Source organism: Streptomyces venetus, assembly GCF_039540295.1.
Lineage (GTDB): Bacteria > Actinomycetota > Actinomycetes > Streptomycetales > Streptomycetaceae > Streptomyces > Streptomyces venetus.
Genome location: NZ_BAABET010000005.1, coordinates 526,187 through 548,491 on the forward strand (window position 1 = coordinate 526,187; position 22,305 = coordinate 548,491).

Annotated in this window: 18 protein-coding genes and 3 pseudogenes; 7 read left to right on the plus strand and 14 right to left on the minus strand. The window is 67.7% G+C overall.

The window, feature by feature from the left end; all coding sequences use genetic code 11:
- Positions 1 to 589 precede the first annotated feature (589 nt).
- From ABEA82_RS19500 to ABEA82_RS19510, 3 genes and pseudogenes are all read right to left on the minus strand, one after another.
- Positions 590 to 1,321, minus strand: a pseudogene (locus ABEA82_RS19500) (IS481 family transposase); the annotation flags it as partial.
- Positions 1,322 to 2,407: 1,086 nt separating this feature from the next.
- Positions 2,408 to 2,680 carry a ribosomal protein L7/L12 gene (locus ABEA82_RS19505; RefSeq protein ID WP_345662821.1) on the minus strand — a complete coding sequence of 91 codons (273 nt, stop codon included), beginning with the start codon at positions 2,678 to 2,680 and terminating at the stop codon, positions 2,408 to 2,410.
- A pseudogene (locus tag ABEA82_RS19510) lies at positions 2,673 to 3,236 on the minus strand (tyrosine-type recombinase/integrase); the annotation flags it as partial. The pseudogene ABEA82_RS19510 and the gene ABEA82_RS19505, both read right to left, overlap by 8 nt.
- A 338-nt stretch (positions 3,237 to 3,574) precedes the next feature.
- On the opposite strand from ABEA82_RS19510, the gene ABEA82_RS19515 reads away from it, so the two are divergent.
- Complete coding sequence (locus ABEA82_RS19515) at positions 3,575 to 3,961, plus strand: hypothetical protein (RefSeq protein WP_345662822.1); 387 nt, start codon at positions 3,575 to 3,577, stop codon at positions 3,959 to 3,961.
- 464 nt (positions 3,962 to 4,425) lie between these two features.
- The gene (locus ABEA82_RS19520) at positions 4,426 to 4,977 is read left to right on the plus strand and encodes a hypothetical protein (RefSeq protein ID WP_345662823.1); all 552 of its coding nucleotides are present in this window, start codon (positions 4,426 to 4,428) and stop codon (positions 4,975 to 4,977) included.
- A gap of 508 nt (positions 4,978 to 5,485) precedes the next feature.
- Here the strand turns inward: ABEA82_RS19520 and ABEA82_RS19525 are convergent.
- From ABEA82_RS19525 to ABEA82_RS19545, 5 genes and pseudogenes are all read right to left on the minus strand, one after another.
- Positions 5,486 to 5,902 (minus strand): hypothetical protein, encoded by a 417-nt coding sequence (locus ABEA82_RS19525; RefSeq protein WP_345662824.1) that lies wholly within the window; start codon positions 5,900 to 5,902, stop codon positions 5,486 to 5,488.
- Positions 5,903 to 5,997: 95 nt separating this feature from the next.
- Positions 5,998 to 6,735: a VOC family protein gene (locus ABEA82_RS19530; RefSeq protein ID WP_345662825.1), complete on the minus strand. Its 738-nt coding sequence runs from the start codon at positions 6,733 to 6,735 to the stop codon at positions 5,998 to 6,000.
- Between the two features lie 45 nt (positions 6,736 to 6,780).
- Positions 6,781 to 7,160, minus strand: a pseudogene (locus tag ABEA82_RS19535) (transposase family protein); the annotation flags it as partial.
- Between the two features lie 43 nt (positions 7,161 to 7,203).
- The gene (locus ABEA82_RS19540) at positions 7,204 to 7,767 is read right to left on the minus strand and encodes a dihydrofolate reductase family protein (RefSeq protein WP_345662826.1); all 564 of its coding nucleotides are present in this window, start codon (positions 7,765 to 7,767) and stop codon (positions 7,204 to 7,206) included.
- A 140-nt stretch (positions 7,768 to 7,907) separates the two neighbouring features.
- Positions 7,908 to 11,330 carry an NACHT domain-containing protein gene (locus tag ABEA82_RS19545; RefSeq protein ID WP_345662827.1) on the minus strand — a complete coding sequence of 1,141 codons (3,423 nt, stop codon included), beginning with the start codon at positions 11,328 to 11,330 and terminating at the stop codon, positions 7,908 to 7,910.
- 197 nt (positions 11,331 to 11,527) lie between these two features.
- On the opposite strand from ABEA82_RS19545, the gene ABEA82_RS19550 reads away from it, so the two are divergent.
- Both ABEA82_RS19550 and ABEA82_RS19555 read left to right on the plus strand, forming a co-directional pair.
- Positions 11,528 to 12,139 (plus strand): DinB family protein, encoded by a 612-nt coding sequence (locus ABEA82_RS19550; protein ID WP_345662828.1) that lies wholly within the window; start codon positions 11,528 to 11,530, stop codon positions 12,137 to 12,139.
- 61 nt (positions 12,140 to 12,200) lie between these two features.
- Positions 12,201 to 12,620, plus strand: coding sequence for a nuclear transport factor 2 family protein (locus ABEA82_RS19555; protein ID WP_345662829.1), 420 nt, complete (start codon positions 12,201 to 12,203; stop codon positions 12,618 to 12,620).
- 7 nt (positions 12,621 to 12,627) lie between these two features.
- Here the strand turns inward: ABEA82_RS19555 and ABEA82_RS19560 are convergent, their stop codons facing one another.
- The 3 genes from ABEA82_RS19560 to ABEA82_RS19570 all read right to left on the minus strand — a co-directional run bounded on the left by ABEA82_RS19560 (position 12,628) and on the right by ABEA82_RS19570 (position 14,945).
- Positions 12,628 to 13,632 carry a hypothetical protein gene (locus ABEA82_RS19560; RefSeq protein WP_345662830.1) on the minus strand — a complete coding sequence of 335 codons (1,005 nt, stop codon included), beginning with the start codon at positions 13,630 to 13,632 and terminating at the stop codon, positions 12,628 to 12,630.
- 59 nt (positions 13,633 to 13,691) lie between these two features.
- Positions 13,692 to 14,417 carry a YqeB family protein gene (locus ABEA82_RS19565; protein WP_345662831.1) on the minus strand — a complete coding sequence of 242 codons (726 nt, stop codon included), beginning with the start codon at positions 14,415 to 14,417 and terminating at the stop codon, positions 13,692 to 13,694.
- 90 nt (positions 14,418 to 14,507) lie between these two features.
- Positions 14,508 to 14,945: a DUF2000 family protein gene (locus ABEA82_RS19570; RefSeq protein ID WP_345662832.1), complete on the minus strand. Its 438-nt coding sequence runs from the start codon at positions 14,943 to 14,945 to the stop codon at positions 14,508 to 14,510.
- A gap of 49 nt (positions 14,946 to 14,994) precedes the next feature.
- On the opposite strand from ABEA82_RS19570, the gene ABEA82_RS19575 reads away from it, so the two are divergent.
- Positions 14,995 to 15,831, plus strand: coding sequence for a helix-turn-helix transcriptional regulator (locus tag ABEA82_RS19575; RefSeq protein WP_345662833.1), 837 nt, complete (start codon positions 14,995 to 14,997; stop codon positions 15,829 to 15,831).
- Here ABEA82_RS19575 and ABEA82_RS19580 read toward each other — a convergent pair.
- From ABEA82_RS19580 to mshA, 3 genes are all read right to left on the minus strand, one after another.
- Positions 15,810 to 17,513 (minus strand): glycosyl hydrolase family 28-related protein, encoded by a 1,704-nt coding sequence (locus tag ABEA82_RS19580; RefSeq protein WP_345662834.1) that lies wholly within the window; start codon positions 17,511 to 17,513, stop codon positions 15,810 to 15,812. The genes ABEA82_RS19575 and ABEA82_RS19580 overlap by 22 nt on opposite strands.
- A gap of 140 nt (positions 17,514 to 17,653) precedes the next feature.
- Complete coding sequence (locus ABEA82_RS19585; RefSeq protein ID WP_345662835.1) at positions 17,654 to 18,172, minus strand: type III secretion system chaperone family protein; 519 nt, start codon at positions 18,170 to 18,172, stop codon at positions 17,654 to 17,656.
- Entirely contained in the window at positions 18,165 to 19,502 is a 1,338-nt protein-coding gene (mshA, locus tag ABEA82_RS19590) for a D-inositol-3-phosphate glycosyltransferase (RefSeq protein WP_345662836.1), read from the minus strand. The genes ABEA82_RS19585 and mshA overlap by 8 nt, the downstream gene beginning before the upstream one ends.
- 357 nt (positions 19,503 to 19,859) lie before the next feature.
- Between mshA and ABEA82_RS19595 the strand changes: the two genes are divergently transcribed.
- Entirely contained in the window at positions 19,860 to 20,714 is an 855-nt protein-coding gene (locus ABEA82_RS19595) for a class I SAM-dependent methyltransferase (protein WP_425588537.1), read from the plus strand.
- Positions 20,715 to 20,941: 227 nt separating this feature from the next.
- A complete protein-coding gene (locus ABEA82_RS19600; protein WP_345662837.1) occupies positions 20,942 to 22,042 on the plus strand; it encodes a C40 family peptidase in 1,101 nt (366 codons plus the stop codon).
- Positions 22,043 to 22,305 lie beyond the last annotated feature (263 nt).

Genomic DNA, 22,305 nt, shown 5'->3' on the forward strand with positions numbered 1-22,305 from the left:
GCGCTCGCGGTCGCGTGACCAGACGGCCGGGTAGAAGATCCCTGTGACAACTAGAAGCAGGGCCACAGGGACTACCCCGATATACGGGATGGCTGCGATCGCAAGTGAGACGACGTCTGCACTCAGTTCGACCGGCAGCCACCGGCTCACGGGTCGGTCGTGGTCGCCATGTGCACAAATTCCTTTCTTTTCGCGTTTGCGTACGTTCCATTCACGAAGCGCATCCCCTTTCCGATCTTGACTTAACTTGCGCTTCGTAAAGGTCTCAGCAACCTAGGTCCTTAGGCTCCCCCTCGGGCCGGAAGACTGGGTACAGCTTTCCTCGCGTCCACCCAAAGACCTCCCGCTTGTATGGAACGCCTGAGCTGGGCGGCAGCCTCCGAGGAGCCTACGGCGGCATATGGGGTGTCACCTTTGAGAGTCAAGATGGCGAGCGAGACCCTCTTTTGCGGCCACCGTAGGCGGCACTCTCGCGCGGATTCTCGCATGCCCGAGAATCGGCGGAAACGGCAACTACACTCGTGAGAAGGAAAGTTGCCGATAACGATGACGGTCGAACAGATCTTGAGCTAGAAGTCGGCCCTAGGGGCTAGATGTGCTGTCCGGAGAGGTTGGTGACGCGGCTGGCTGGTGTGTGGCCGCTGATGCCGGTGTGGGGTCGGTGGTAGTTGTACCAGTCCAGCCAGTCGGGAAACGCGGCCTGGCGCGCGGCATCTGAGGTGTAGGGCCTGTGGTAGGCCCATTCGCCGAGCAGGGTGCGGTGGAAGCGTTCGACCTTGCCGTTGGTCTGGGGCCGCCAGGGGCGGGTCCAGCGTGGGCTGATGCCCAGGTCGCGGCAGGTTTGGCGCCAGGTGTTCTTGGTGTAAGACCAGGCGTTGTCGGTCAGCACCCGTTCGATGGTGACGCCGCGTGCGGCGAACCAGGCGGCAGCCCGTTGCAGGAAGGCGGCGCAGGTGGCGGCCCTCTCTTCGGGCAGGTCTTCGGTGTAGGCCAGGCGGGAGTGGTCGTCCAGCGCGGTGTACAGGTAGGCGTATCCGGTGCCGTCTCGGCGGTCCTGGTTGGCCCGGCCGGCTGCGCGGCCGAGGACTTTGTGCCCGCCGCCGTCGGGGATGCGGCCGAGCTTCTTGGCGTCGATGTGGACCAGTTCGCCGGGCTGGGAGCGTTCAAAGCGGCGGACCGGTTCGCCGGTGGCCCGGTCGGTCGCGGCCAGAGCTGGCATGCCATGGCGTTTGAGGATGCAGTGTGCGGTGGAGGTGGCGATGCCGGTGCGGGCGGATAACCGCACCGGGCCGATGCGGTGCTCGCGCCGCTGCCGCACGACTCTCCATTGCCCTGCCACCCTGGACACCGCATCCTCGGCGTATGCCGGTCTCTCCTGATACTCGCGATCTATGCCGGTCCGTCTTCGCTCCGGACGTGGTGGAGCTGGCCGTTATGGCTCTGGGGACGTACACCGGGCCAGATGAGACGTGGGTTCATCAGGCCGCCACCAGGCTCAGCGAAGGAGAGCTTCACCGCCTGGCCCGCTGGTTGCACGAGGCTGAGCGAAACCCGGACACCTTCCGCTGGTACGCCAGCGAGCCCACCGACGTGTCACCCGAGACACACCGGTTCGCCGTTGAGTTCACCAACGCGCTGATGGACAAGGGTGTCCCCAAGCCGCCAGGACCGCGGTAAGCACCATGCCAGACCCGTGCCAGATAGCGCGGGGAGCCACGGGGAACAGCGGTCACTCACCGAGCACGTCCACATGTCGTCACTCCGCTGCGCAGCAGGTCAGCGCGCCAATCGAGTGCGGAGGACCCAAGCTCCCCAAGCTGATGTCCTATAGATCGGGCCCCTAGCTAGGTGGTGCAGTTGTCCCGGTTGACGTTCTCCGTCACGTAGGCCCTGCCAAGCTTCGCTCATGAGACGTTGTTCGGGCGTGACACGGCAGGGCCGAATGTGCGGCAACCCAGCTGGGCGGAGCGGCTACTGCCACTTGCATGGTGGTGGTCGCCGAAGTCCGAGCACCACCGTCCGTCCTCCGCGCCGGCCTCCACGATTAGCAGTCAGCCCTCAGCCGCAAGGAAGGCGGCGAGGCTGGTGGTGGCGACTGCGGTGGCTCCTCATGAGCTGGCTAGAGATGCTTCGCGACGCCATCAGCCGCCGCCGGTGAAGCCGTTGGCTGGGCCGTCTCTGGGCCGTCCGAAGTCGCTCAGCACCGGCCGACAACGACCAACCAGGCGGGCACCGCCAAGTCCCGGAGCTACAAAGACGCAGGGCCTCAAGATCCCCGACAAGACCCAGGGCAAGAAGAAGTAAGCAGAGCTGTTCAAGGCCCCTACCTGCGGTTTCTCCGCTGGCAGGGGCCTTGTTGCTGGGGTGAGGCCGTCTGTTGGCCGTCAGCTGCTCGGTCGGGCCGTGCTCAGTTGGGGAAGCCCGGCTCCGGCTGTTCCCTCGCTTCTGCTTGTGCTCCCACCTCATGCAGGGCCGTGACGGCTTCCTCAGCGTCTTCCTGAGGCACGCCGACGAGGATCAGGGCTGGGACCTGTGTGGCAAGGGCCTCGCTGCGCCAGAGGCTCAGCCCCGACAATCGACGAACGACCTGAACGACGTCCAGCACATGGGCGCCGGTGTCAGTGAGCACTACGTCATGGGGCACGTCGTCACACACCGACAAGACGTACTCGTCCTCCATCGCCACTCCCGCACCTCTCCTTATCAGAGCGTACGAGCCCTCGACCGTCGTGTCGCGCCGAGGCGTAGCAGTGGCGGAGGGCGTGCATGCCGTTCTCGCGGGACTCGGCGTAGGACTCGCCCGGCTTCCACTCGGGGATCACCCCGGCCGAGGCGAGCGCCCGCTTCCACGCTTCCTCGTTGAGGGACGTCCGCCAGACATGACCGCCACGCGGGCCGGTGAAGATCAGCCGCTTGGCCACCGGAGGCCCGTCCGCCACCTTCCACGGCAAGGTGATCTCCACCGGCGGGAACCGCTCCATGTGATCCCGGAGGGCATCAGCGACCGGACCCGGCAGCGGCACGTCCCGCAGCTTGCCGCCCTTGGGCGGGGCGAACACGCGCTTGCTGCGGCTCAGCTTGAGCTGCTGGACCACGTGAAGCATGCCCGACGGGAAGTCGATCGCGTCGACGGCGATGCCGAGGATCTGCCCCTGACGGAGACCGCAACCGCCGCCGAGGTCGACCATGACTTGGTACCGCTCGGGCATGCCGGCCCGGACGGCGGAGCCCCTTTCCGCCGCGGCTTTACAGAGCACAAGCCGTTGACTGTGTGCCGAGATCTCAATGGTCCGAGGCTGTCCCGCGACGGCACCGCGAGGAAGCCCAGCGCCATGCCACCCTCTTCTCACTGCCGCACGCCATGACCGGGCCAGCGGCGGCCCCGACCAGCTGATTCAAGGTTTTCCCAAGGTTCCTTGCAACACGGACCGCGCATTGTGGTTGCGCGCCACAACACGTGGCCGGCCGTTCCGACGGTCGACACCGCCAAGGAAGCGAAGGAGTCCGAAGAGTGCGCAGATTTCAGAAGATCGCTGCTACGGCGATGGGAGCCAGCCTGGCAGCAACTGCCCTTGTGGCGGCCACAGCAACGCCCGCCCTGGCCGCCGAGACCTGGTGCTCAGCAGCCCGCGACTACAAGACGGTGGCCCCGAACGAGGAATCGCGGTCTGTCGACGGACGGACCATCGCTGTCCGCTACTACAACAACCACGTCTTCAGCGTGATCTACGGGGGCAGGCAGGGCGACCGCGTGTCCATGGGGTGGAACTACAGGGGCAATGACACGTCGTACTGGTGCGGCCAGTACGGCGGCAGTTGGCCCACCTGGTCGACCGTCCCCAGCGGCAAGAACTCGGCCTTCACCGCTGCCGTTCCGCTGAGCAGCGTCAACTGGGTCTTCGCCCGGGGACGCCTGCTGAACAACGTCACCAACTACGACACCGGCAGGCTCTACCCGTGACGCTGAGGTAGGACTCCACCGCACGCTTGGGGGCTCTTATGACACCGCGCACGAAGCCGCTGTTCCCGGTTGTGTGCCTGTTAATGGCACTGACGACCGCCTGCGGACCGAACAGCGCATCCCAGGACGCCGGAGAGCATCGCAAGCGCGGTCCAGCAGTGTCACAGACTCCGCATCCACGGTCGGCATCGGATTTCACTGTTCCACTGCAGTCCTATGAGCTGACCTCACCTCAGTACGCACAGCTGCAACGTGCGCGTATGGCGGCCGTTCGGCAGTGCATGCACCGATTCGGTATCTCTCTCGACACGCCGGATATCCGCGAGGTCCGATGGCCGCACATCCCTGCGCTCTTGGGCTGGCTCGGCGACCGGAAGCCGTCTCGGTACGGATACCGGGGCCCGAGCGGGTACCTGGCAGACCAGTACGCGGCCGCCGCTCGGGGAGGAACCAAGGCCCTCTTCGTGCCCGACAAGTACAGCGGTGTCTACGACGGGTCGGCCGACTTGTTCGACGGTCGGCCCGTGCCGCGGGGAGGTTGCCACGGCGAGGTGATGCGCCGACTCGACAGGTCTGGCGAGGCACTCCGCAGATCACTGAAGGATGAGGCGATCGTCCCTTGGAAGCTGCTGTCCGACATCGAGAACACTGTGGCTCGGACAGTGGCGTCTGATCACCGGTATCAGCAGGTGGAACAGCGCTGGCGTGATTGCATGAGCCGCTCTGGGCGCCCCTACGCTTCACCAGCCGACGCCGAAGGCGATCCGCGGTGGGCAAGGTCGGTGTCGATCACGGACGAGGAACCCGAGCAACCCGTCACGCGAGCAGAGATCGAAGCTGCCGTCGCAGATGAGAAGTGCCGCGACGAGGTGAACCTGCCCGGGATGGCCCTGGCCCTGCATGCCGCCTATCAGAAGGAAGCGATCAAGGCTCACGCCACGGAACTCGAGCGAGTGAAGAAGCTTCTCCGCATCCAATTCAAGAACAGCTCCGATATTGCCCGTGCCAATCCTTGACGGCGGCGAACAGGTCGGTCTCGGTGCGGGGCCCTCGGACTCCTTGGTCCTTGCCATCGCCGGCGCAGCGACGACATACCCGGCTTTGTGGTGCTGCCCAAGCAGTGGACCTCGTCGAGCGTCTCTTCGCCTACCTGATGTGCACCCGCCGCCTGGCACGCGACTACGGGCGGCGCACGACCAAGCTGATGGCTCAGGCAGTGTGCTCACGGGCCGGCCGCTTTAGCTTCCTCTGGTCGATAACACCTTGACAGCGTGGCTGAGGCCGGCGTGGGTGCAGCAAGGCATACGCGCGCCTGGTCGGTCGGCGCACCCGCCATCTGTGGCTGACTGTCGAGTAACGCGACGCCACTGAGCCCCCGGCATACGGTTCTTCGCAGGCCGGGGGCTTCTTGGCCGAGGCCGGTGCCCACTTCGACACTCCCCCGATCGGGGACGTCCGCGAGGCAGGAGCCGCCACGTGGCCCGTGAAGATCAGCCGCCCGGTCGCGCAGGGAGGAGGATCGGCTCAGGATGCGTTTGCTCCCGGGTGGTGTCGTCCGTCTCGTTTCGCCGCAGTGATCACAGCGGACACGAGGGCGGTCACGCCCAGGCTCCCCACCATGACCAGCACCACGCCGACCATGAAAAGGCCGCTGGCGTCGTCCGACCAGTCGTAGAAGGCGGCGACGGTCAGGCCCGCCGTAGTGCCGAGCACAGCGCCTGCGTTGGAGCGCCGGGACGCCGCCCAGCACACAGGTACGAGCAGGGTCAGCACCAGCCCGATCACCTGCCACGCCTCGTACGGGCCGGTCGTCGAGCCATCAGGCTGCGCGTCACGATGCTGGTCCCAGCCCAGCCAGGCGGCCCACATCGCTGTCGATACCCCGGCCAGCACGAGGATCGACAACAGCTGGGGAACGGGTTTCAGTAGTCCTTGGCGCATGTCCCAAGCGTTTCGGCTCGCCCCGCCATCGAACAGAGCGCACGTACTCAGCTCTGTCCGAGTACCTGAGCGTCAGAGAGCCCACCGAGCCCTCGTCACCCCCGGCCGAGGACGCAGAACTCGTTGCCCTCCGTGTCGGCCAGGACGACCCAGGAGACGTCGCCCTGACCCACATCGGCCCGTGTCGCACCGAGACTCTCCAGCCGGGCGACCTCCTTCGCCTGCTCCTCGACAGGGTCGGACATGACGTCGAGATGGACGCGGCTCCATATGACCTCGTCCTCCGGCGTGCGGCGGAACTCCAAGTAGGGCCCGACGCCCTTGACGGAGCGCAGCAGGGCGCGGTCATCGGTCAGTTCATGGACCGTCCAGTCGATCGCCTCGCCCCAGAACCGGACCATGGCCCGAGGGTCGGCGCAGTCGACGACCACGGCGGCTATGGGCCCGGTGTCCCGGTAGAGCTCTCGGGGCTCCAGGACGCTGAACACGTTGCCTTCCGGGTCGGCCAGCATCGTCCACGGCACGTCGCCCTGGCCCACGTCGACGGGCGTCGCCCCGAGGTCTTTCAGGCGTGTGACCAACTCCGTCTGATGGGCGTCGGAGGTGGTGGCGAGCTCGAGGTGTACGCGGTACTTCACCGTCTCCGGGTCCGGCACGCGGACGAGATCGATGCAGACGGCGGACGGGTCCGGCCAGTCGAAGCCCACAGGTTCCAGGTTGGTGACTCCAGGGCCTTCACTTGAGACACCCCAGCCGAGCGCCTCTGCCCAGAACCGGCCGAGCGCCGAGTCGTCCCGGGCCTTGAAGTTCACCTGAACAAGTTGCAGGGTCATGCTGCGTACCCTAAAGGGCGTTGCACAAGGCCGCTTTCGGGCAGGTCAAAGCTTGTGATCGCGGTCGTGTGGCCATGATGCGAGGGCGAGGTTGTGCATGTGGGCGACGGCCTGGACCGCGTGGTGGAGGCCGTCGCCGCGCTGCCGGCAGTCGCGGAGGATCTTGTAGTTCTTCATCCGGCCGATCACATGCTCCACCCGTGCACGCACCTTGCGGTGGGCGGCGTTGTCCTCTTCCTCGCCCGGCAGCAGGGGCCGGTGCGGGCATTTGCGGTGCGGCACGACCATCCCGCAGATGAGGTAGGCGCCGTCGCCGCGTGCGCGTCCGCGGTGGTGCCCGGCACCGGGCGGGCGGCAGCGATCACCAGGCGGGTGTCGGCATCGACGATGACTTGCACGTTCGCCGAGAGCCGGTAGTTGCGTGGCGTGCAACACCCTTTAAGTGTTGTCCCCTTCACGGAACGCCCCTCAGCGCGCCACTCGATAGCGCAGGTAGACGACTTTCGAGCCGAAGGTGCGGGTCTCGACGAGGTCGAGATCCACCCGGCGCTCGTGCTGGGGAAAGAACGGAATGCCGCCGCCGACCAGCACCGGGTGGACCATGACCCGGTACTCGTCGATCAGATCCGAAGCGGCCGCCTCGGCGGCGAGCGTCGCGCCACCGATCGCGATCTCGCCCTCTCCCGGCTCTGCTCGCAACCGCTCGATCTCCTCCACCAGACCGCCGGAGACCAGTCGGGCATTGCCCTGCACCTCCGACAGTGTGGTGGAGAAGACCACCTTCGGGAGCGGGTTCCAGAGCGCGGCCCACTCGTGCCCTGAATCGTCGAGCGATGGATCCTCATCAGCGGTCTCCCAGTACAGCATCGTCTCGTACAGCCGTCGCCCCATCAGGTGGACGCCGACCTGTCGAATATCGTCGATCCAGAAACGGAAGACTTCCTCGTCGGGCACCGTCCAGTCGAAGCCGCCGTCCGGCCCGACGATGTAGCCGTCAAGGGAGACACCCATCGAGTATGTGACGCTGCGCATCGGAAGACCTCCTCGGTGGCGGGTTCGACCATACGGCCGCCGAGGCGCAAAGTGAGGTTCCGGCAGTGACTGACCAAGGGACGCCGCACACCTTTATGCCCGCTAAAGCGGCCTCGCAGCCGGCGAGCGTGCGGGCGTGGCTACCGACTGCGGGGCCGGCGGCCCTGGGCTCGGTCCTCCATGGATTCCCAGAAACTCCTCATGTTCGGCAGCGAGGCGCCTTGCCACCACATGGTCTGCCGGAAGTTGAGGAACCTGTGCTTCGCAACGAGTTCACGCTGCTTTCGACAGAAGGCCTCACTCATCTCGGATTGATGAATCTTGTCGGACTTGGATGGATAGGGACAGAGCTGTACCGGACAGCCTGAGGCACAATTCTCGCGCCCCAGGGTCAACTTCTCTGTCGAACCGGGACGGCAGGGGTCAAGCCACCCTCGGTCGCCCCGGAGGCACGAGGGCAGGTCGGTGCCCCCGGTCTGCTTGAGGCGCGTTTCGTAGTCCTTCGAGGAGGGCGGGTCCCCTCGGTCGGCCAGGTTGAGCAGGAGCAGTACGTCGGCCACAAGCTTCCGTGCCCGCGGGTCGAGCAGGCTCCAACCTGCTGAGGGCGGAATCCACAGGTGATCAATAGTGTTCATCCGGTCAAGGTGCCTGGACTCGGAGCCCACTCTCGACACGACGCCGAACTCGTCTATCCACAGGAACCGTTCCGGCGCGTGGTGCTCAAGAGCGAGTACTGCCATGTCGGCACCGGCAGTCACGAACGGATGATGCACTCTCCGTCCGTTGGTTACCGCTAGTGGCGAACGAGCCTCGGTGCCCGCGGTGTCGAGCCAGGCGTTCACCTTGGACCGCGCCTGTGAGTAGGTCAGCCGCTCTGGCTCCGGATGCTCGCTGTCCGCATCGGGCATATGCCAAAGGCACAGCGCCTGGATGAGGGTGAGTTGAGTGAACCAGAAGTCCGTCCGGCGCAGCAATGAATTGGCCCGACTGATCAGATAGCTTTCACATTCCGGCGTATTATGTCGGTGCTGGCGACGCCGATTGGCTGCATATTTGAAGCCTTGCGCCAAAGCAACCTGTTTTACCAGGCACCCTCCTTCACCTTCCGGGCTCGCACCACCCATTGCCCCATGCAGCACTCTTTCAAATTCCTCATTAACCCATTCCAGGTTATGAGAGTGTTGCGAATTCTCTCCCTTGTACTGCTTGTGCCACACTGATGCACTCCCAAAGAGCATGGGGAGAAGCCACGATCGCGCTACTTCTTCCCACTCGCCAGGGGAGTCCTTCTCCTCTTTGCGCCGCTCATCAAGCTTGCTCAGCGTGCTTATGGCCTTTGTTCCACTGTCGGCGAATTCCTGCACCGCGGCAAGCCTGATTCCGTGTGAACGGTCGGTTCCCGCGATCGCATTCAATGCTTCGTACCCTTTTCTCAGACCTTCCTCCAGCACCTCTGCCTTTTCGTTCCTCTGGCGCATACCCTCATACTGTGCCCGACTGTCCTCCAGGTTGTGAAGGGTGGTGGCCAGTGATCGAGCAAGGCGCAGTTTCGCTTGCCCAATAGTCCACTGATCGGTGACGATCTTCTCCTCGCTCTGCTTGTTTTTGATCCAGTCAACGAGCCTCTCCGCGATACAAGCAAAACGCGCGCCGCCCATTTCGCTATCTATCTCAAACGCATGAATAAACACCTCGAGCACCTTACTCGGGTCGGCACCCCGCATTGCCTTCTCGAAAGTATCGAACCCCTCATCGAAATTCAGCCTCTCGTACCAGGGTTCCAATTTCCGAAGCAGGGCTTCCTTTTCCCTTTCCAGCCTTTCTCCAGTGGCACCGAACGAAGTTCCGTGACTATAGGCGTACATGGAAAGCGCGAGGAGGAACTCGTTGCCGACGTCAAGATGTTTTTCGCCTTCCACCTGCTTCCACATCGCGTCTTGTATATAGTCGGGACTCAGCGCAATATGCATCATTCGGGATCCGAGATATGCCTGCATGATGCTGTGCGGGAAGCGAAGGCCGTCGCCGTAGGGCTCCACCAGGCCCAGTTTCGCGCCAAGCGTCGTCGCCAGCTCACGGCCGATTCCCGATGTGGTTTGCAGCTTTTTCAGCTCATCCTTGACCTCTGTGCAGTCTTCAAGCGGTTCACGGGTTTCCGGCCGTTCCTCGAAAAGATATCTGAATTCTACGACCACGGAGTCTCGCTGCAACCCAATACAGGCGAGGAGCGATATTTGGTCGATGACTTTGCGTCTGACGTCCGTGGAGATTTGCACGTGGCGGTACAGCATGCCGTCACTCACGGCGTGCACCCATGTCTTGAGCAGGTGAAGTCGTTGATTGGTCAGTATTTCGTGGCTTCGTGTGTCCAAGTCGGTGTCTGCCTCCCTGTAGCGGAGATGTTTCGTCAGACCCTGGTCGCAGAGTTCTTTCATGAGCTGTAGATAAAGGGGGGATTCGACAACTCTTGCCACCCGTACCACATATTTGAGTCGCTGCTCGTCCTCAGTGGAGTGATCTTGGCTCGATCTGAGGTAATCGAGCGCCTCTTCCTCGTTCAGAGGCTCCAGGTCGATAAGGGAAGCGTTGATGCCACGGATGGGGTCATGTGGCCTCGATGCGATGACCAGAGGAAGGTTTTGCTCATTCGCACGCTGTACAGCATCCCGGATCAATATGTCACGCCCGGACCCGATTCCATCACTGATCAGTAGTTCCTCAAGACCGTCGGCCAGCACAACGATCCTGCCGTTGTTGCGCAGCTTCTGCCAGAGTTTCTTCGGGTCGACCGTGAAGGGCATGATGCGAGAACGAGTCCTGATGATCTCGTAGAAACGCTGTTCACCGAGCGCCTCGAAGTCGAGGTTCTCCCTGTCCTTCGTCTCCCGTGCTTGTTTTTCGCGGAGCCGAATGGGCACCGGGATGTAACGTTCTTTTGCCAGTTTCTCTGCCAGTTTCAGCAGTACGGCTGTCTTACCCGCGCCGGCGCCTCCCATGATCAGCTGCGGCCGCGGGTTCTCCTTGCTGGTTACTTCCTTGAGAATGGTGTGGCAAAGCGCGTCGCGGCCCACGACCTCGCCGAAGATTCTGCCTGCCGTAGGGACAACTCCGTGTGGGTTATTCCTGACCGTCTTCAAGTACTTCCGCTTGACCGGCCAATAGGCCACCACGAGGAAGAGAAGGGCAGTCAAAGCGAACAAGAACAATGTTGTGGCCCCGCTGGCGAGACCACTACATGCAAGCGGGTGCCCTGTGCACCCCTTTTCAAAGGGTCCGGGCTTTCTTGGGGCTGGAGAGAGCAATTCGACGATACCCCAGACCATCCAGGCGACGAACGCCATTGCCAGGACAAGAAGCAGAACACCTGAAGTCGAGCGACCGATCACCTGCGGCCAATTGCGTACGTAGTGACGGTCGCGGTAGGACCAGTAGGAACGTCTGGCCCGCTCCTGTGTGTCGGCAAGGAAATTACGAACGCCGCCTACTGTTCGCCTGAGTGTCCGGTGGATCGCCCCCGGCTCTCTATGCTGCTTCTTCGGTGTCCGGAAATCCGCGTCGTTCATATGCTCCTCCCGCGGGCCGGAGGTACAGCGCCGCTCACCAAGGCGGGCTGCGAGGTAACCGAAACGAGGGGAATGTTTCTCCCAGGTTCGCTTGGGGCTGCGGCTCGGGCAACCTGAGGCCGTCGCACGGCTCAGTCGTCGGAAGCGTGCAGCGAAAATCAGTGGCGGAGCCTCCCCGCCCCGGCCACCGTGCCCCCATGGCCCGGGACGAGCACACCAATGAAGCAGCCGTGACTCGGTGGACGCGGGCGAGCGTCTACCCCGACATGTGGGTGGATCCGGGTGACGACCCCCGCGAGACCGATGTCGAAGTCGTCGACGAGCGTGGGGCGTTGCTCGACTGTCTGCGGCATTTCCGGCTCACGCTGGAGATGAAGTGCGCGGGACTGGACGCCGGGCAGATGGCTCAGCGGTCCGTGCCGCCGTCGACGATGTCGCTGCTCGGGCTGGTGCGGCATCTGACCGAGGAGGAGCGGCGGTTTTGGCGGGTGATGGCCGGGGAGGACGCGCCGATGCTGTACCGGACGGACGAGGATGGCGACGGGGACTGGAACGGCGCGGTCGCCGAGCAGGCGGTCGTGGACGAGGCCTGGCGGCAGTGGCGGACCGAGGTGGAGAGGACCGGCCGGTACCTGGACGGGGCCACCGATCTCGCCGCCACGAACACCGGCTTCTCCGAGCTCGGCCCCGACCCCGGCGGCCGGCTCCAGTTCCGTGACGTGCTGCTCGCCCAGATCGCGGAGTACGCACGCCACTGCGGCCACGCCGACCTCCTGCGCGAGCGGGTCGACGGCCGGGTCGGGCAGTGAGCTGGCTTCCTTACCCGTGAGGTAATCGACGCTCCCGCAGTGCCCCGGCAAGCTGAGCCTCATGACGCCTACCAGCACCTCGGACGCGACCCGCGCCACCGTTCAGAAGTTCCTCGAGCTCCGTCTCGCCGGGGACACCGCCGGACTCACCGCGCTCTTCGCCGACGAAGTCGACTGGGTGCTCGCCGAGAATCCGGGGGTGCCGTGGATCCGGCCGCGGTCCACGGCCGCCGAATGTGCCGCGCAGTTCGACGAGTTGATGGAACACACCGTGCCGGAGGAGGCGCGTGCCTCCGTCGACGTCTTGCTCGTGGACGGGAACGACGCCGTCCTGACGGGGCACCTGTCGGGGGCCGTGCGGGCGACCGGGAAGTCGTTCGAGGGGCCGTTCGCGCTGCGGCTGACCGTGGAGAACGGGCGGATCACCCGGCACCACCTCTACGAGAACAGCCTGTCGATCGCCGAGGCCTGCGCTCGGTGACCACGTCCTACCGCCCGACCAGGACGTTCGTGGACTCCGCGTCGTGGGAGACACCCGACGGTTGCTCCGGGTCGGACGGCCACCAAGGCGCCGTGACCGCCGCGGACAGCACCGCGCCGACCTCGCCGTAGTCGGGCGCGACGGGGGGCAGCGCCAGGCGGACACGGACCGTTCGGGACTGGCCGGGCGCGAGGGCGAACTCGTCCGTCTCGATGTGCGTGCGGCCGGTCAGATCGGTCCAGCGGCCCCTGTCCCCCCTATCCCCCATGTCCCCCTCGTCCTCGAACGACCAGGGAAGGCTGCGGACCGACTGGCCGGCCGCGCCGGGGCCGAGGGTGATCGCGATGCGCAGGCGGGAGCGGGCGAGCTTGCCCGCCGCGTTACGGACGCGCACCTTCCACTCCACGGGTGGGCCGCCCACCGTCGCCCTGAGCACGTCCGGTACCTCGATGGCGAGGTGTGTGGGGTCGATCGGCAGCCGGACTCGCGGTGCCGATGCCGCCGGGTGGGCGCTCGGTGTCCACCCCTTGCGGGCCAGTTGCGCGGCGACGGTGGAGGTCCGGCCTTCGGCGGAGCCGCGCTCCCGGTCAGCGGCGAACAGCCGGAAATCTAATGCCGTCCGGGCCTTGCCGTGGTGTGCGAGGGGCAGAACGGCGACGAACTCCCCGTTGTCGTCCTGCTCGTTGGTCCACTGGAGGGGAACGTCGTGCCAGGCGCCGTCTTCCCGGACCTGGAGCCGGTCGGGGGTCAGGCCGAGGTAGAGCCCCAGTACGCGTCGGGCCGCCTGCGCGTCGGTGAGGCGGCCCTCGACGGAGACGCGGAAGGGGAGCGGCGGGCCGCCGGGGACCAGTGAGTCTCTCTCGCCGAGATGGATGGTCGGACGTGGTGCCGATACGGCCGGGCTTCTGTCCGTCGACGCGTCCGGTGCTCGGCCGGCGCACCCTGCGATCACCGACAGGGCGACGAGCAACGCGAGCGGAGCGATTAAGCCAGGTATTCGGGCCTTTGTCACGGGAGACCTCCGCGCGGAGTCTAGCCACCGATCCCGGCGGGGCACATCGACCCGTCACATCAGCCCCGCCGCACCGACCGCCAGTACTGCCGCCCGCCCTCGTCCCGTACGACCACCCCCAGCCGCAACAGCTCCCCGCGCAACTCCCGGGCGTCATCGGCGTCGCCCTCGTGCTTCCGGGCCTGTGCGCGTGCCCTCAGCAGGGCGTCCGCGCCCTCGGGCAGGCCGGGGCTGCCGGGGACCCAGCGGCGGAACTCGGCGCGGTACGGATCCTCCGCCGCCCACGCGTAGCCGTGCTCGGCGAGCGCGTCCGTGAGGCGGCGCCAGGGCAGGCCGCAGTGCTCCCGGGCCAGTTCCAGGCCGTCCGGGGCCAGTACCACGAGGTGCTTGCCGTCCCTGAAGAGCGCTGCGATCTCCTCGCGGGCGAACTCCCGTGTCGTGTCCCTGATGGTGAGGGTCACGTGGGTGTCGGAGATTCGGACCGACAGCGACTCGTGCACGGCGGTCAGGCCCAGCAGCAGGCCGCCGAGCGCGCCCACCGCGACGGTGCCGAGCGTGAGGGCGGGTTCGGGGACCGACGTCAGCAGCTCGGCCGGGCCTTCCAGCGGGGCCCACGGCAGGGACAGCAGCCAGCGGGCGAGGAGCGGGAGTACGGCGCCGATGCCGGCGCCCACCCCTGCGCAGAAGAGGCTGATAGCCCAGGCCGATTCGGCCAGCTCCGTTGCCGAACGGCCCGTCGGCGGATCGGGTCGCTTGCCCATGTCCACGTGCCTCGCGTCCTCCATGGAGCGAGTCTCGGTGGGAGCGACATGCTCTGTCGTCAGCCGTTGGTCTACACGTCCGCGACTTTGGTCGTCTCAGGGCAGCGCACCACCTCACGGGTGCATCCGCGCCCCCTTCACCACCTTGTCCACCGCGTTCTTCGGGCCGTACACCGCGAGGCCGACCAGGTCCAGCTCCGCCGTCGGCACCGCCCGTACGGCCGCCCGGTTGTCGCGGTCGTTGCCCGTGGTGAACAGGTCGGAGGTGAAGAGGGAGCGGGGCAGGGAGCGGGACAGGGCGCGAGTGTGCGCGGTGGTCAGGGTCTCCTTGGTGGCCTCGAAGACCAGGACCGGCTGGCGGAACATCGGCAGGTAGGGCACGCCGTCCGCGTCCTCGTACGGGTCGCCGATCACTTCGGGGATCTGCGTTCCGAGGCCGCTGACCAGGAACGACGTCACGTTGAGGCGCTGCCACGGCTCCAGGTCCGCGCGCAGCAGTACGGCGATCTTCGTGTCGAAGCGGATCGGCTCCAGGGGTGATGCGGTGTTCATGATTCGAGCGTGCCCGGCAGCCCCCACTCGGGTCTTGTACGTTCTTTGCATGGCCGCAGAGCGCCTCTCCGAGCCCTCGTCCGGGTCCGCATCCGGGTCCTCCCGGAACGTCTCCGCCTGGCGGCCCTCCGTCGCCGGTGTGATCGAGGTCTTCCACGCCCGTTTCACCGAGTACGCGTATCCCATGCACGTCCACGAGGCCTGGACGCTGCTGATCGTCGACACCGGCGCCGTGCGCTACGACCTCGACCGGCACGAGCACGGCACGCCGCACGACACGGTGTCGCTGCTGCCGCCGCACGTGCCGCACAACGGCTCCCCCGTCACCCCGGAGGGCTTCCGCAAGCGGGTGCTGTATCTCGACGGGACGTATCTCGGGGACGAGCTCATCGGGGCCGCCGTCGACCGGCCCGATCTGCGCGATCCGCTGCTGCGGCGGCGCGTCGGACAGCTGCACGGCGCGCTGGTGCGGCCCGGTGAGGAGCTGGAGGCCGAGAGCAGGCTGCTGTTCGTCGGGGAGCGGCTGCGCGGGCATCTGCGCAACGAGGGTGCCGCGCTCCGTCCCGCCGATCCCGTCCTGGCGCGGCGGCTGCGTGAGCTCCTGGACGAGCGGGTCGTCGAGGGCGTCGCGCTGCGGGAGGCCGCCGGGCTGCTCGGCGCCCATCCCGCCCATCTCGTACGGGCGTTCAGTACGGCCTACGGCATCGCCCCGCACCAGTACCTGACGTCCCTGCGCGTGGGGCGCGCCCGGCGGCTGCTGCTGGAGGGGCGTTCGCCGGGGGACGTGGCGGTGGCGACCGGGTTCTACGACCAGTCGCACCTCACCCGGCACTTCCGGAAGCTGGTGGGTGTGCCGCCGGGGCACTATCGCAGCAGCGCGCGCTGAGCGTCGTGGAGATTGCGCGGCCGTACGGCGTCCGTCGTGCCGTACAGCTCCAGGCGCGAGTGCAGGTCGCCGGTGAAGTCCGGTACGTCGATCTGGTCGAACTCGGTGACCTCGTTGAGGCCCACGGTCGCGGAGTGGGGGGCGAGGCCGTCGAGGCGGATCATGCCCGCGCGGCCGTTGGTCACCCGGATGTTCCAGTGGGTGAAGCGCGCGCCGAACAGCGGCCCGGCGCTGGCGTCGCCGCCGTGGCGGCCGTCGTTGTGGACGGTGATGTCGGTGCGGACGTTGGCGAAGGGCAGGCCGCGGTGGCTGTCGAAGGTGCCCATCAGCATGTCGCCGCGTGACCAGACGTTGTGGGAGGACAGGCCCTCCACGTTGATGCCGTGGAGCTGGGTGTTGGCGGGGGCGGGGGTCGTGCGGGCCTCGATCGTGAAGTCCTCGATCAGGTTGTCGTGCGAGCCCTCGCGGCAGAAGTACGGGTGGTGGACTCCTCGGCCCGCCACGCGCGTGTGCCGGAGCGTGCAGGCGGAGGCGGCCACCAGGCCGAAGCCGTTGTCGACGTGGCGGACGGTGACGTCGTCGGCCCAGCAGTCGTAGGCGCACTGGAAGACGACGCCGTTGTGGCCCTTGTCGAGGAGGTGCGGCTGCTGCGGGGTCTCCACGGCCTGAAGGGTCAGTCCCTCCACGCCCGATCCGGTCAACTCCCTCACGTGGGTGGTCAGTCTGGGGTCCCACTCGGGGCGTAGATCGAGCGGGAGGGGGCGTTCGAGGGTGACCTGGCGGCCTCGGACGCGGGTGATGCGCACCGGCCACTCGTAGGGGACGTACGAGGTCAGTTTCGTCTTGTCGTCCCAGGTGTACGCCTCGGGGCCGGGGCCGCCGCCGGACATGTGCTCCAGCAGCGTGTGGCCGGCGTCGTCGGCGAGGCGGAGGAGGACCAGAGCGCCGGGGCGCAGTGCCGAGGGGTCCTGGACCGTCACCGTCCAGGACCCCCGGCCTGCCGGGGCGAGCGTCGTGAGCGTGCGCCACTCGTCACGCCGGTTGCCCGTCCAGCCCTCGAACGGCCAGGACTTCGCCCTGATCGCGGCGACGAGGGAGTTCCAACGGGCCTCGGGGGCCAGCCAGATCAGGCCGCCCGCCCAGGACCAGGAGGACTTGTCGCCGCCGTAGCGGGAGCCGTAGACGCCGATCAGTTCGGTGAGGTTCTTGGTCGCGAGGAGTGTCGTACGGCCGCTTCCGGCGCCGCGCAGGACCACGTTCGAGTGGCCGACGCGGATCACGTCGTCGATACGGAACGTGCCGGGCGGGATGGTGACCGTGCCGCCGCCGGCCCTTCCGGCGGCGGCGACGGCGCGGTTGATCGCGGGGGCGGAGTCGGTCGTGCCGTTCACCACGGCACCGAAGTCGCGGACGTCGGCCACGACGGGGCGGCGGGGGAAGCGGCTGGTTCCGCCGCGGTGACCGGCCCGGCCGACGAAGGGGATCTGCGGGTGAGTGAAGGGGTGTCCGATGAACTCGCGCCAGAGGGAAGGCACTGAAGGGACTGGTAGGGCTGAAGGAACCGAAGGGCCTTCGACGGGGGCCGCCTGTGCCGTGCCGGTCGTCGTTCCCGTTATCGCGCCGAGCGCCACGGCCGTGGTCCCGCCGAGCAGGGCCCGTCTGGTGAGATGCGCATTGCCCATGTCCGTACGCCCTCCATGCGGCTCGTCATGGATGTGAACGACGTTCAGAATTGCGTCGGTTGGTGAGCATGCCATGGGGCCCCTACGCCGGGAAGAGGGTGCGCAGGAGTTGGGTCAAACGTCTTGGTGCGGACCTGAAGTCAGCCTGCGGGCCGCTGGGTCAGGTGGCTGAACGCATCCAGGTTCCGCGTCGATTCACCGCGCGCCACCCGCCACTCGTACTCCTTGCGGATCGCCGAGGCGAAGCCGAGTTCCAGGAGGGTGTTGAAGCTGCCGTCGGCCGCTTCCAGGACCTGGCCGAGCAGGCGGTCGATCTCGTCGGCGGTGACGGCGGACAGCGGGAGCCTGCCGGTGACGTAGACGTCGCCGTGCTGGTCGACGGCGTAACTCACGCCGTAGAGCTTGAGGTTGCGCTCCAGGAGCCAGCGGTGGACGCCCTGCTCGTTCTCGTCGGGGTGACGGATGACGAAGGCGTTCAGCGACAGGGAGTGACGGCCGACGATGAGCGAGACCGTCGTCTTCAGCTTGCGGGTGCCGGGGAGTTGCGCCACGTAGGTGCCGGGCTCGGGGCTCTCCCACTCCAGGTCCGTGTCCTTCAGGACACCTTCGATGACCTGTGCCGCCGTCTGTTCCGCTTCCGTCTTCGCCGCCTCACCCATGGTGCGAGCGTACGCGACGGCGGTGCGCCTGCATCGCGGCCGTGTACACGTCCGCGGTGGCGGCGGCCGCGGTGTCCCAGCCGAAGGACTGGGCGTGGCGGGCGGCCTGGGCGCCGAGCCGGGTGGCCAGCCGCGGGTCGTCGGCGAAGTCGCGGAGCACGCGCGCGTAGGCGGCGGGATCATGGCCCTGTACGAGGAAGCCCGTGTGTCCGTCGCGCACGGCGACCGGCAGGCCGCCGACCGATGCCGCGAGCACCGGGGTGCCCGCCGCCTGTGCCTCTATGGCGACCAGGCCGAAGGACTCGCTGTAGGAGGGCATGACCAGGACCGATGCGGCGCGGAACCAGTCCACCAGCTGTTCCTGGCCGACGGGCGGGCGGAACCGTACGACGTCCGCGATGCCGAGGCGGGCGGCCAGCTTCTGCAGTCCCTCGGGCTTGGCGAGGCCGCTGCCGCTGGGGCCGCCGACGACGGGGACGAGGATGCGGGAGCGCAGTTCGGGGCGCTCGTCGAGGAGGACGGCGACAGCCCGCAGCAGCACGTCGGGGGCCTTCAGGGGCTGGATGCGGCCGGCGAAGAGCGGGATCAGGGCGTCCTGGGGCAGGCCGAGACGGGCCCGGGCGGCGGCGCGGCCGTCGGCGGGCGAGAAGCGGCTGAGGTTCACGCCGGGGTGGACCACGGCGACCTTGTCGGCCTCGGCGGAGTAGTGCCGGACGAGTTCGTCGGCCTCTTCGGTGGTGTTGGCGATGAGCCGGTCGGCGGCGGAGACGATCTGGGTCTCGCCGATGACGCGGGCGGCCGGTTCGGGGGTGTCGCCGTCGGCGAGGTTGGCGTTCTTGACCTTGGCCATGGTGTGCATGGCGTGCACCAGGGGGACGCCCCAGCGCTGGGCGGCGAGCCAGCCGACGTGGCCGGAGAGCCAGTAGTGGGAGTGGACCAGGTCGTAGTGGCCGGGGCGGTGGCCGGCCCAGGCCTGCATGACGCCGTGCGTGAAGGCGCACAGCTGGGCGGGGAGGTCCTCCTTGTTGAGGCCCTCGTAGGGGCCGGCGTCGATGTGCCGGACGAGGACGCCGGGGGCGAGTTCGACGGTCGGCGGGAGGGAGGCGGCGGTCGCGCGCGTGAAGATCTCGACTTCGACGTTGATCGCGGCGAGGCGCTGCGCGAGCTCCACGATGTAGACGTTCATGCCGCCGGCGTCGCCGGTGCCCGGCTGGTGGAGCGGGGACGTGTGCACGGAGAGCATGGCCACCCGGCGGGGCCTGCGGTGCAGCCTCAGGCGCGCGGGAGCGGACGCGGAGCGCCGCCCGAGCCTGCCGATGTACTGGCTCACGTGGCGTTCCTCCTCGCTCCGGGCATGCCTTTCGCAGGGCGCACGTGCCCTCCAGGTCGAAAACACCGGAAGGGGGCGCTCCATTTCCCGATTCGCCACCTTTACCGAATCATTACCGGCTCTCGCTCAACCGTTCGACGGATGGGGGTGTGACTCGTGCCGCGTGACGGGAGGGTGAACTCGACCGGAAGCCGCCGCCTCTTCCCGGACGGCGGCGCACCGGCCGGGCTGCGGCTCGTCAGCCACCGGACGACACCGGGCGGTCTGTCGGTGCAGGTCTTCGAGCCGGTGGGGGCGCCGGGAGTGGGGACGTACGGGGGCGGGGCCGGGGCCTGGGCGCCGCTTACCCTCGTACGCATGGCATCCCGCGCAGCGACCCGCCCCCACTCCCGGCTCCGCCCGGGCGCGGGGGCCCCCGTCGTGGGAACGGTGACGCGCGGGACGACCAACCCCAACCGGCTGCGCCGTATGGACCGCTGGATCGCGGCCACCCACGGCGCGGAGCTGCGCCGCGCCGCCGACCCGGTGACCGTCGACCTCGGATACGGCGCCGCCCCCTGGACGGCCGTCGAGCTGCTGCACCGCCTCCGTACGGTCGCGCCCCACGCGCGCGTGGTGGGCGTCGAGATCGAGCCGGCCCGGGTCGCGGCGGCGCTGCCGTACGAGCGGGCGGGGCTCGTCTTCCGGCACGGCGGGTTCGAGATCCCGATCCCGCAGCGCCCCGTGCTCGTCCGCGCGGCGAACGTGCTGCGGCAGTACGAGGAGGGCGAGGTCGCTGCCGTGTGGGAGCGGTTGTGCGCCCGGCTCGCGCCGGCCGATCCGGCGACCGGTACGCGCGGCGGGCTGCTGGTCGAGGGCACCTGCGACGAGATCGGACGCCGGCACGTCTGGGTCGCGCTCGGCCCGGAGGGTCCGCGCACGGTCACCTTCGCGACCCGGCTCGGCTCCCTGGAACGCCCCTCGGACCTGGCCGAACGCCTGCCCAAGGCGCTCATCCACCGCAACGTCCCGGGCGAACCGGTGCACGCGTTCCTCCGCGACTTCGACCGCGCCTGGGCCGCCGCCGCGCCCTACGCCTCCTACGGTGCCCGTCAGCGCTGGATCCGTGCGGTGCGGGACCTGACGGCGGACTGGCCGGTGGTGGACGGGCCGGTGCGGTGGCGGCAGGGCGAAGTGACGGTGCGGTGGACGGCGTTGGCGCCACGGGGCTGACCGGCTCACCGGCCGACCGGCTGACCTCCCCGGCGTGGCCGGTCGACACGGGCCGCCGGGAACGATCTCTTTGAGTTGTTCGTCACACAGGCGGGGAGATCGTCATGCCGGAGGCATACCAGGGAGGGAACGGCGGGAAGCACTACCCCTGTCGTTTTGCGGGCCGACGTGGCAGCATCCCCGGACGACCGGATGTTACTGACGGTTAATAAGTTGGGGGCTGGAGTATGCGCAGGGGCAAGCGGGGTCTGATCGCCACGGCCGTGACGGTGGTCTGCGCGATCACCGTGCTGGCGGCACCGGGCGCGGCGTTCGCGAACCCGAGCCCCACACCGACGCCGAGCGCGAACCCGCCGCTCGCCCCCAGCAAGGATCTCGAGGCCGTACGCCAGAAGCTCGACACGCTCTACCGCGCGGCGGCCCGCGCCACCGACGAGTACAACGCCGCCGAGGAGAAGGCCGACAAGCAGTCCGCCGAGGTCGTCGAACTGGCCAAGAAGATCGTCAAGGGCCAGGAGCGGCTGGACGAGTTGAAGGAACGGGCGGGTGCCGCTGCCGCTTCCCAGTACCGCGGCGGCGGACTGCCGCCCGAGGCCCATCTGATGCTGAGCGACGACCCGCAGGAGTTCCTCGAAGGGGTGGGCCGGGTCCGCCAGGGCCAGCACGCGACCAAGGGACTGCTCGGCGAACTGGCCCGGACGCAGGAGGACTTGGAGCAGTACGCGAAGGACGCCTCCGCGCAGTGGAAGAAGCTGGAGTCGGGCCGCAAGGCCAAGGCCGCCGCGCAGAAGAAGATCGAGAAGCAGATCGCGCAGGCCGAGAAGCTCGAGTCCGCGCTTCAGAAGGAGGAGCAGCAGCGCCTCGTCGAGCTGGAGAAGGAGGCCGCCGACAAGGCACAGACCGCCTGGCTCGGCTCCGGCATCCTCAAGGACATCAGCGGCAAGGCGTCCGAGCAGGGCAAGAAGGCCGTCGCGTACGCCACGGCCCAGATCGGCAAGCCGTACCAGTGGGGCGCCGAGGGCCCGAGGACGTACGACTGCTCCGGGCTGACCTCACAGGCCTGGATCTCCGCGGGCCGCGGCATCCCGCGCACCTCGCAGGAGCAGTGGAAGCAGCTGCGGCACATCGACGTCCGGGACATGCGGCCCGGCGACCTCATCATCTACTTCGACGACGCCAGCCATGTCGCGATGTACGTCGGCGACGGGGCGATCGTGCACGCCCCGCGACCAGGGCGTACGGTGACGATCGCTGGGGCCGGGTCGATGCCCATACTCGGGGTGGTACGGCCGGACACCGGTACCGACGCCGACGCCGACGCCGACTGAGCCCGCGCCCGCGAACCGGTTGATCGGCGCCGGTTGATCCCGCACCGGATGTTCCCGCACCGGCCGAGCCCGCGCAGCCGAGCGGACACCGGGCCGCGCGGGCACACCGGCCGAGCAGGCACCGGGCCGCGCGCACACCAGGCCGAGCAGGCACCGGATATCGGACAACGTGTCGCGACGAGCCCGGGAGCGGCGAACCGGCCGGTGACCTGGAACACGTGACCCGCCCCACGCCGCGCCCGGGGCCCGACCATGCGCGGGCG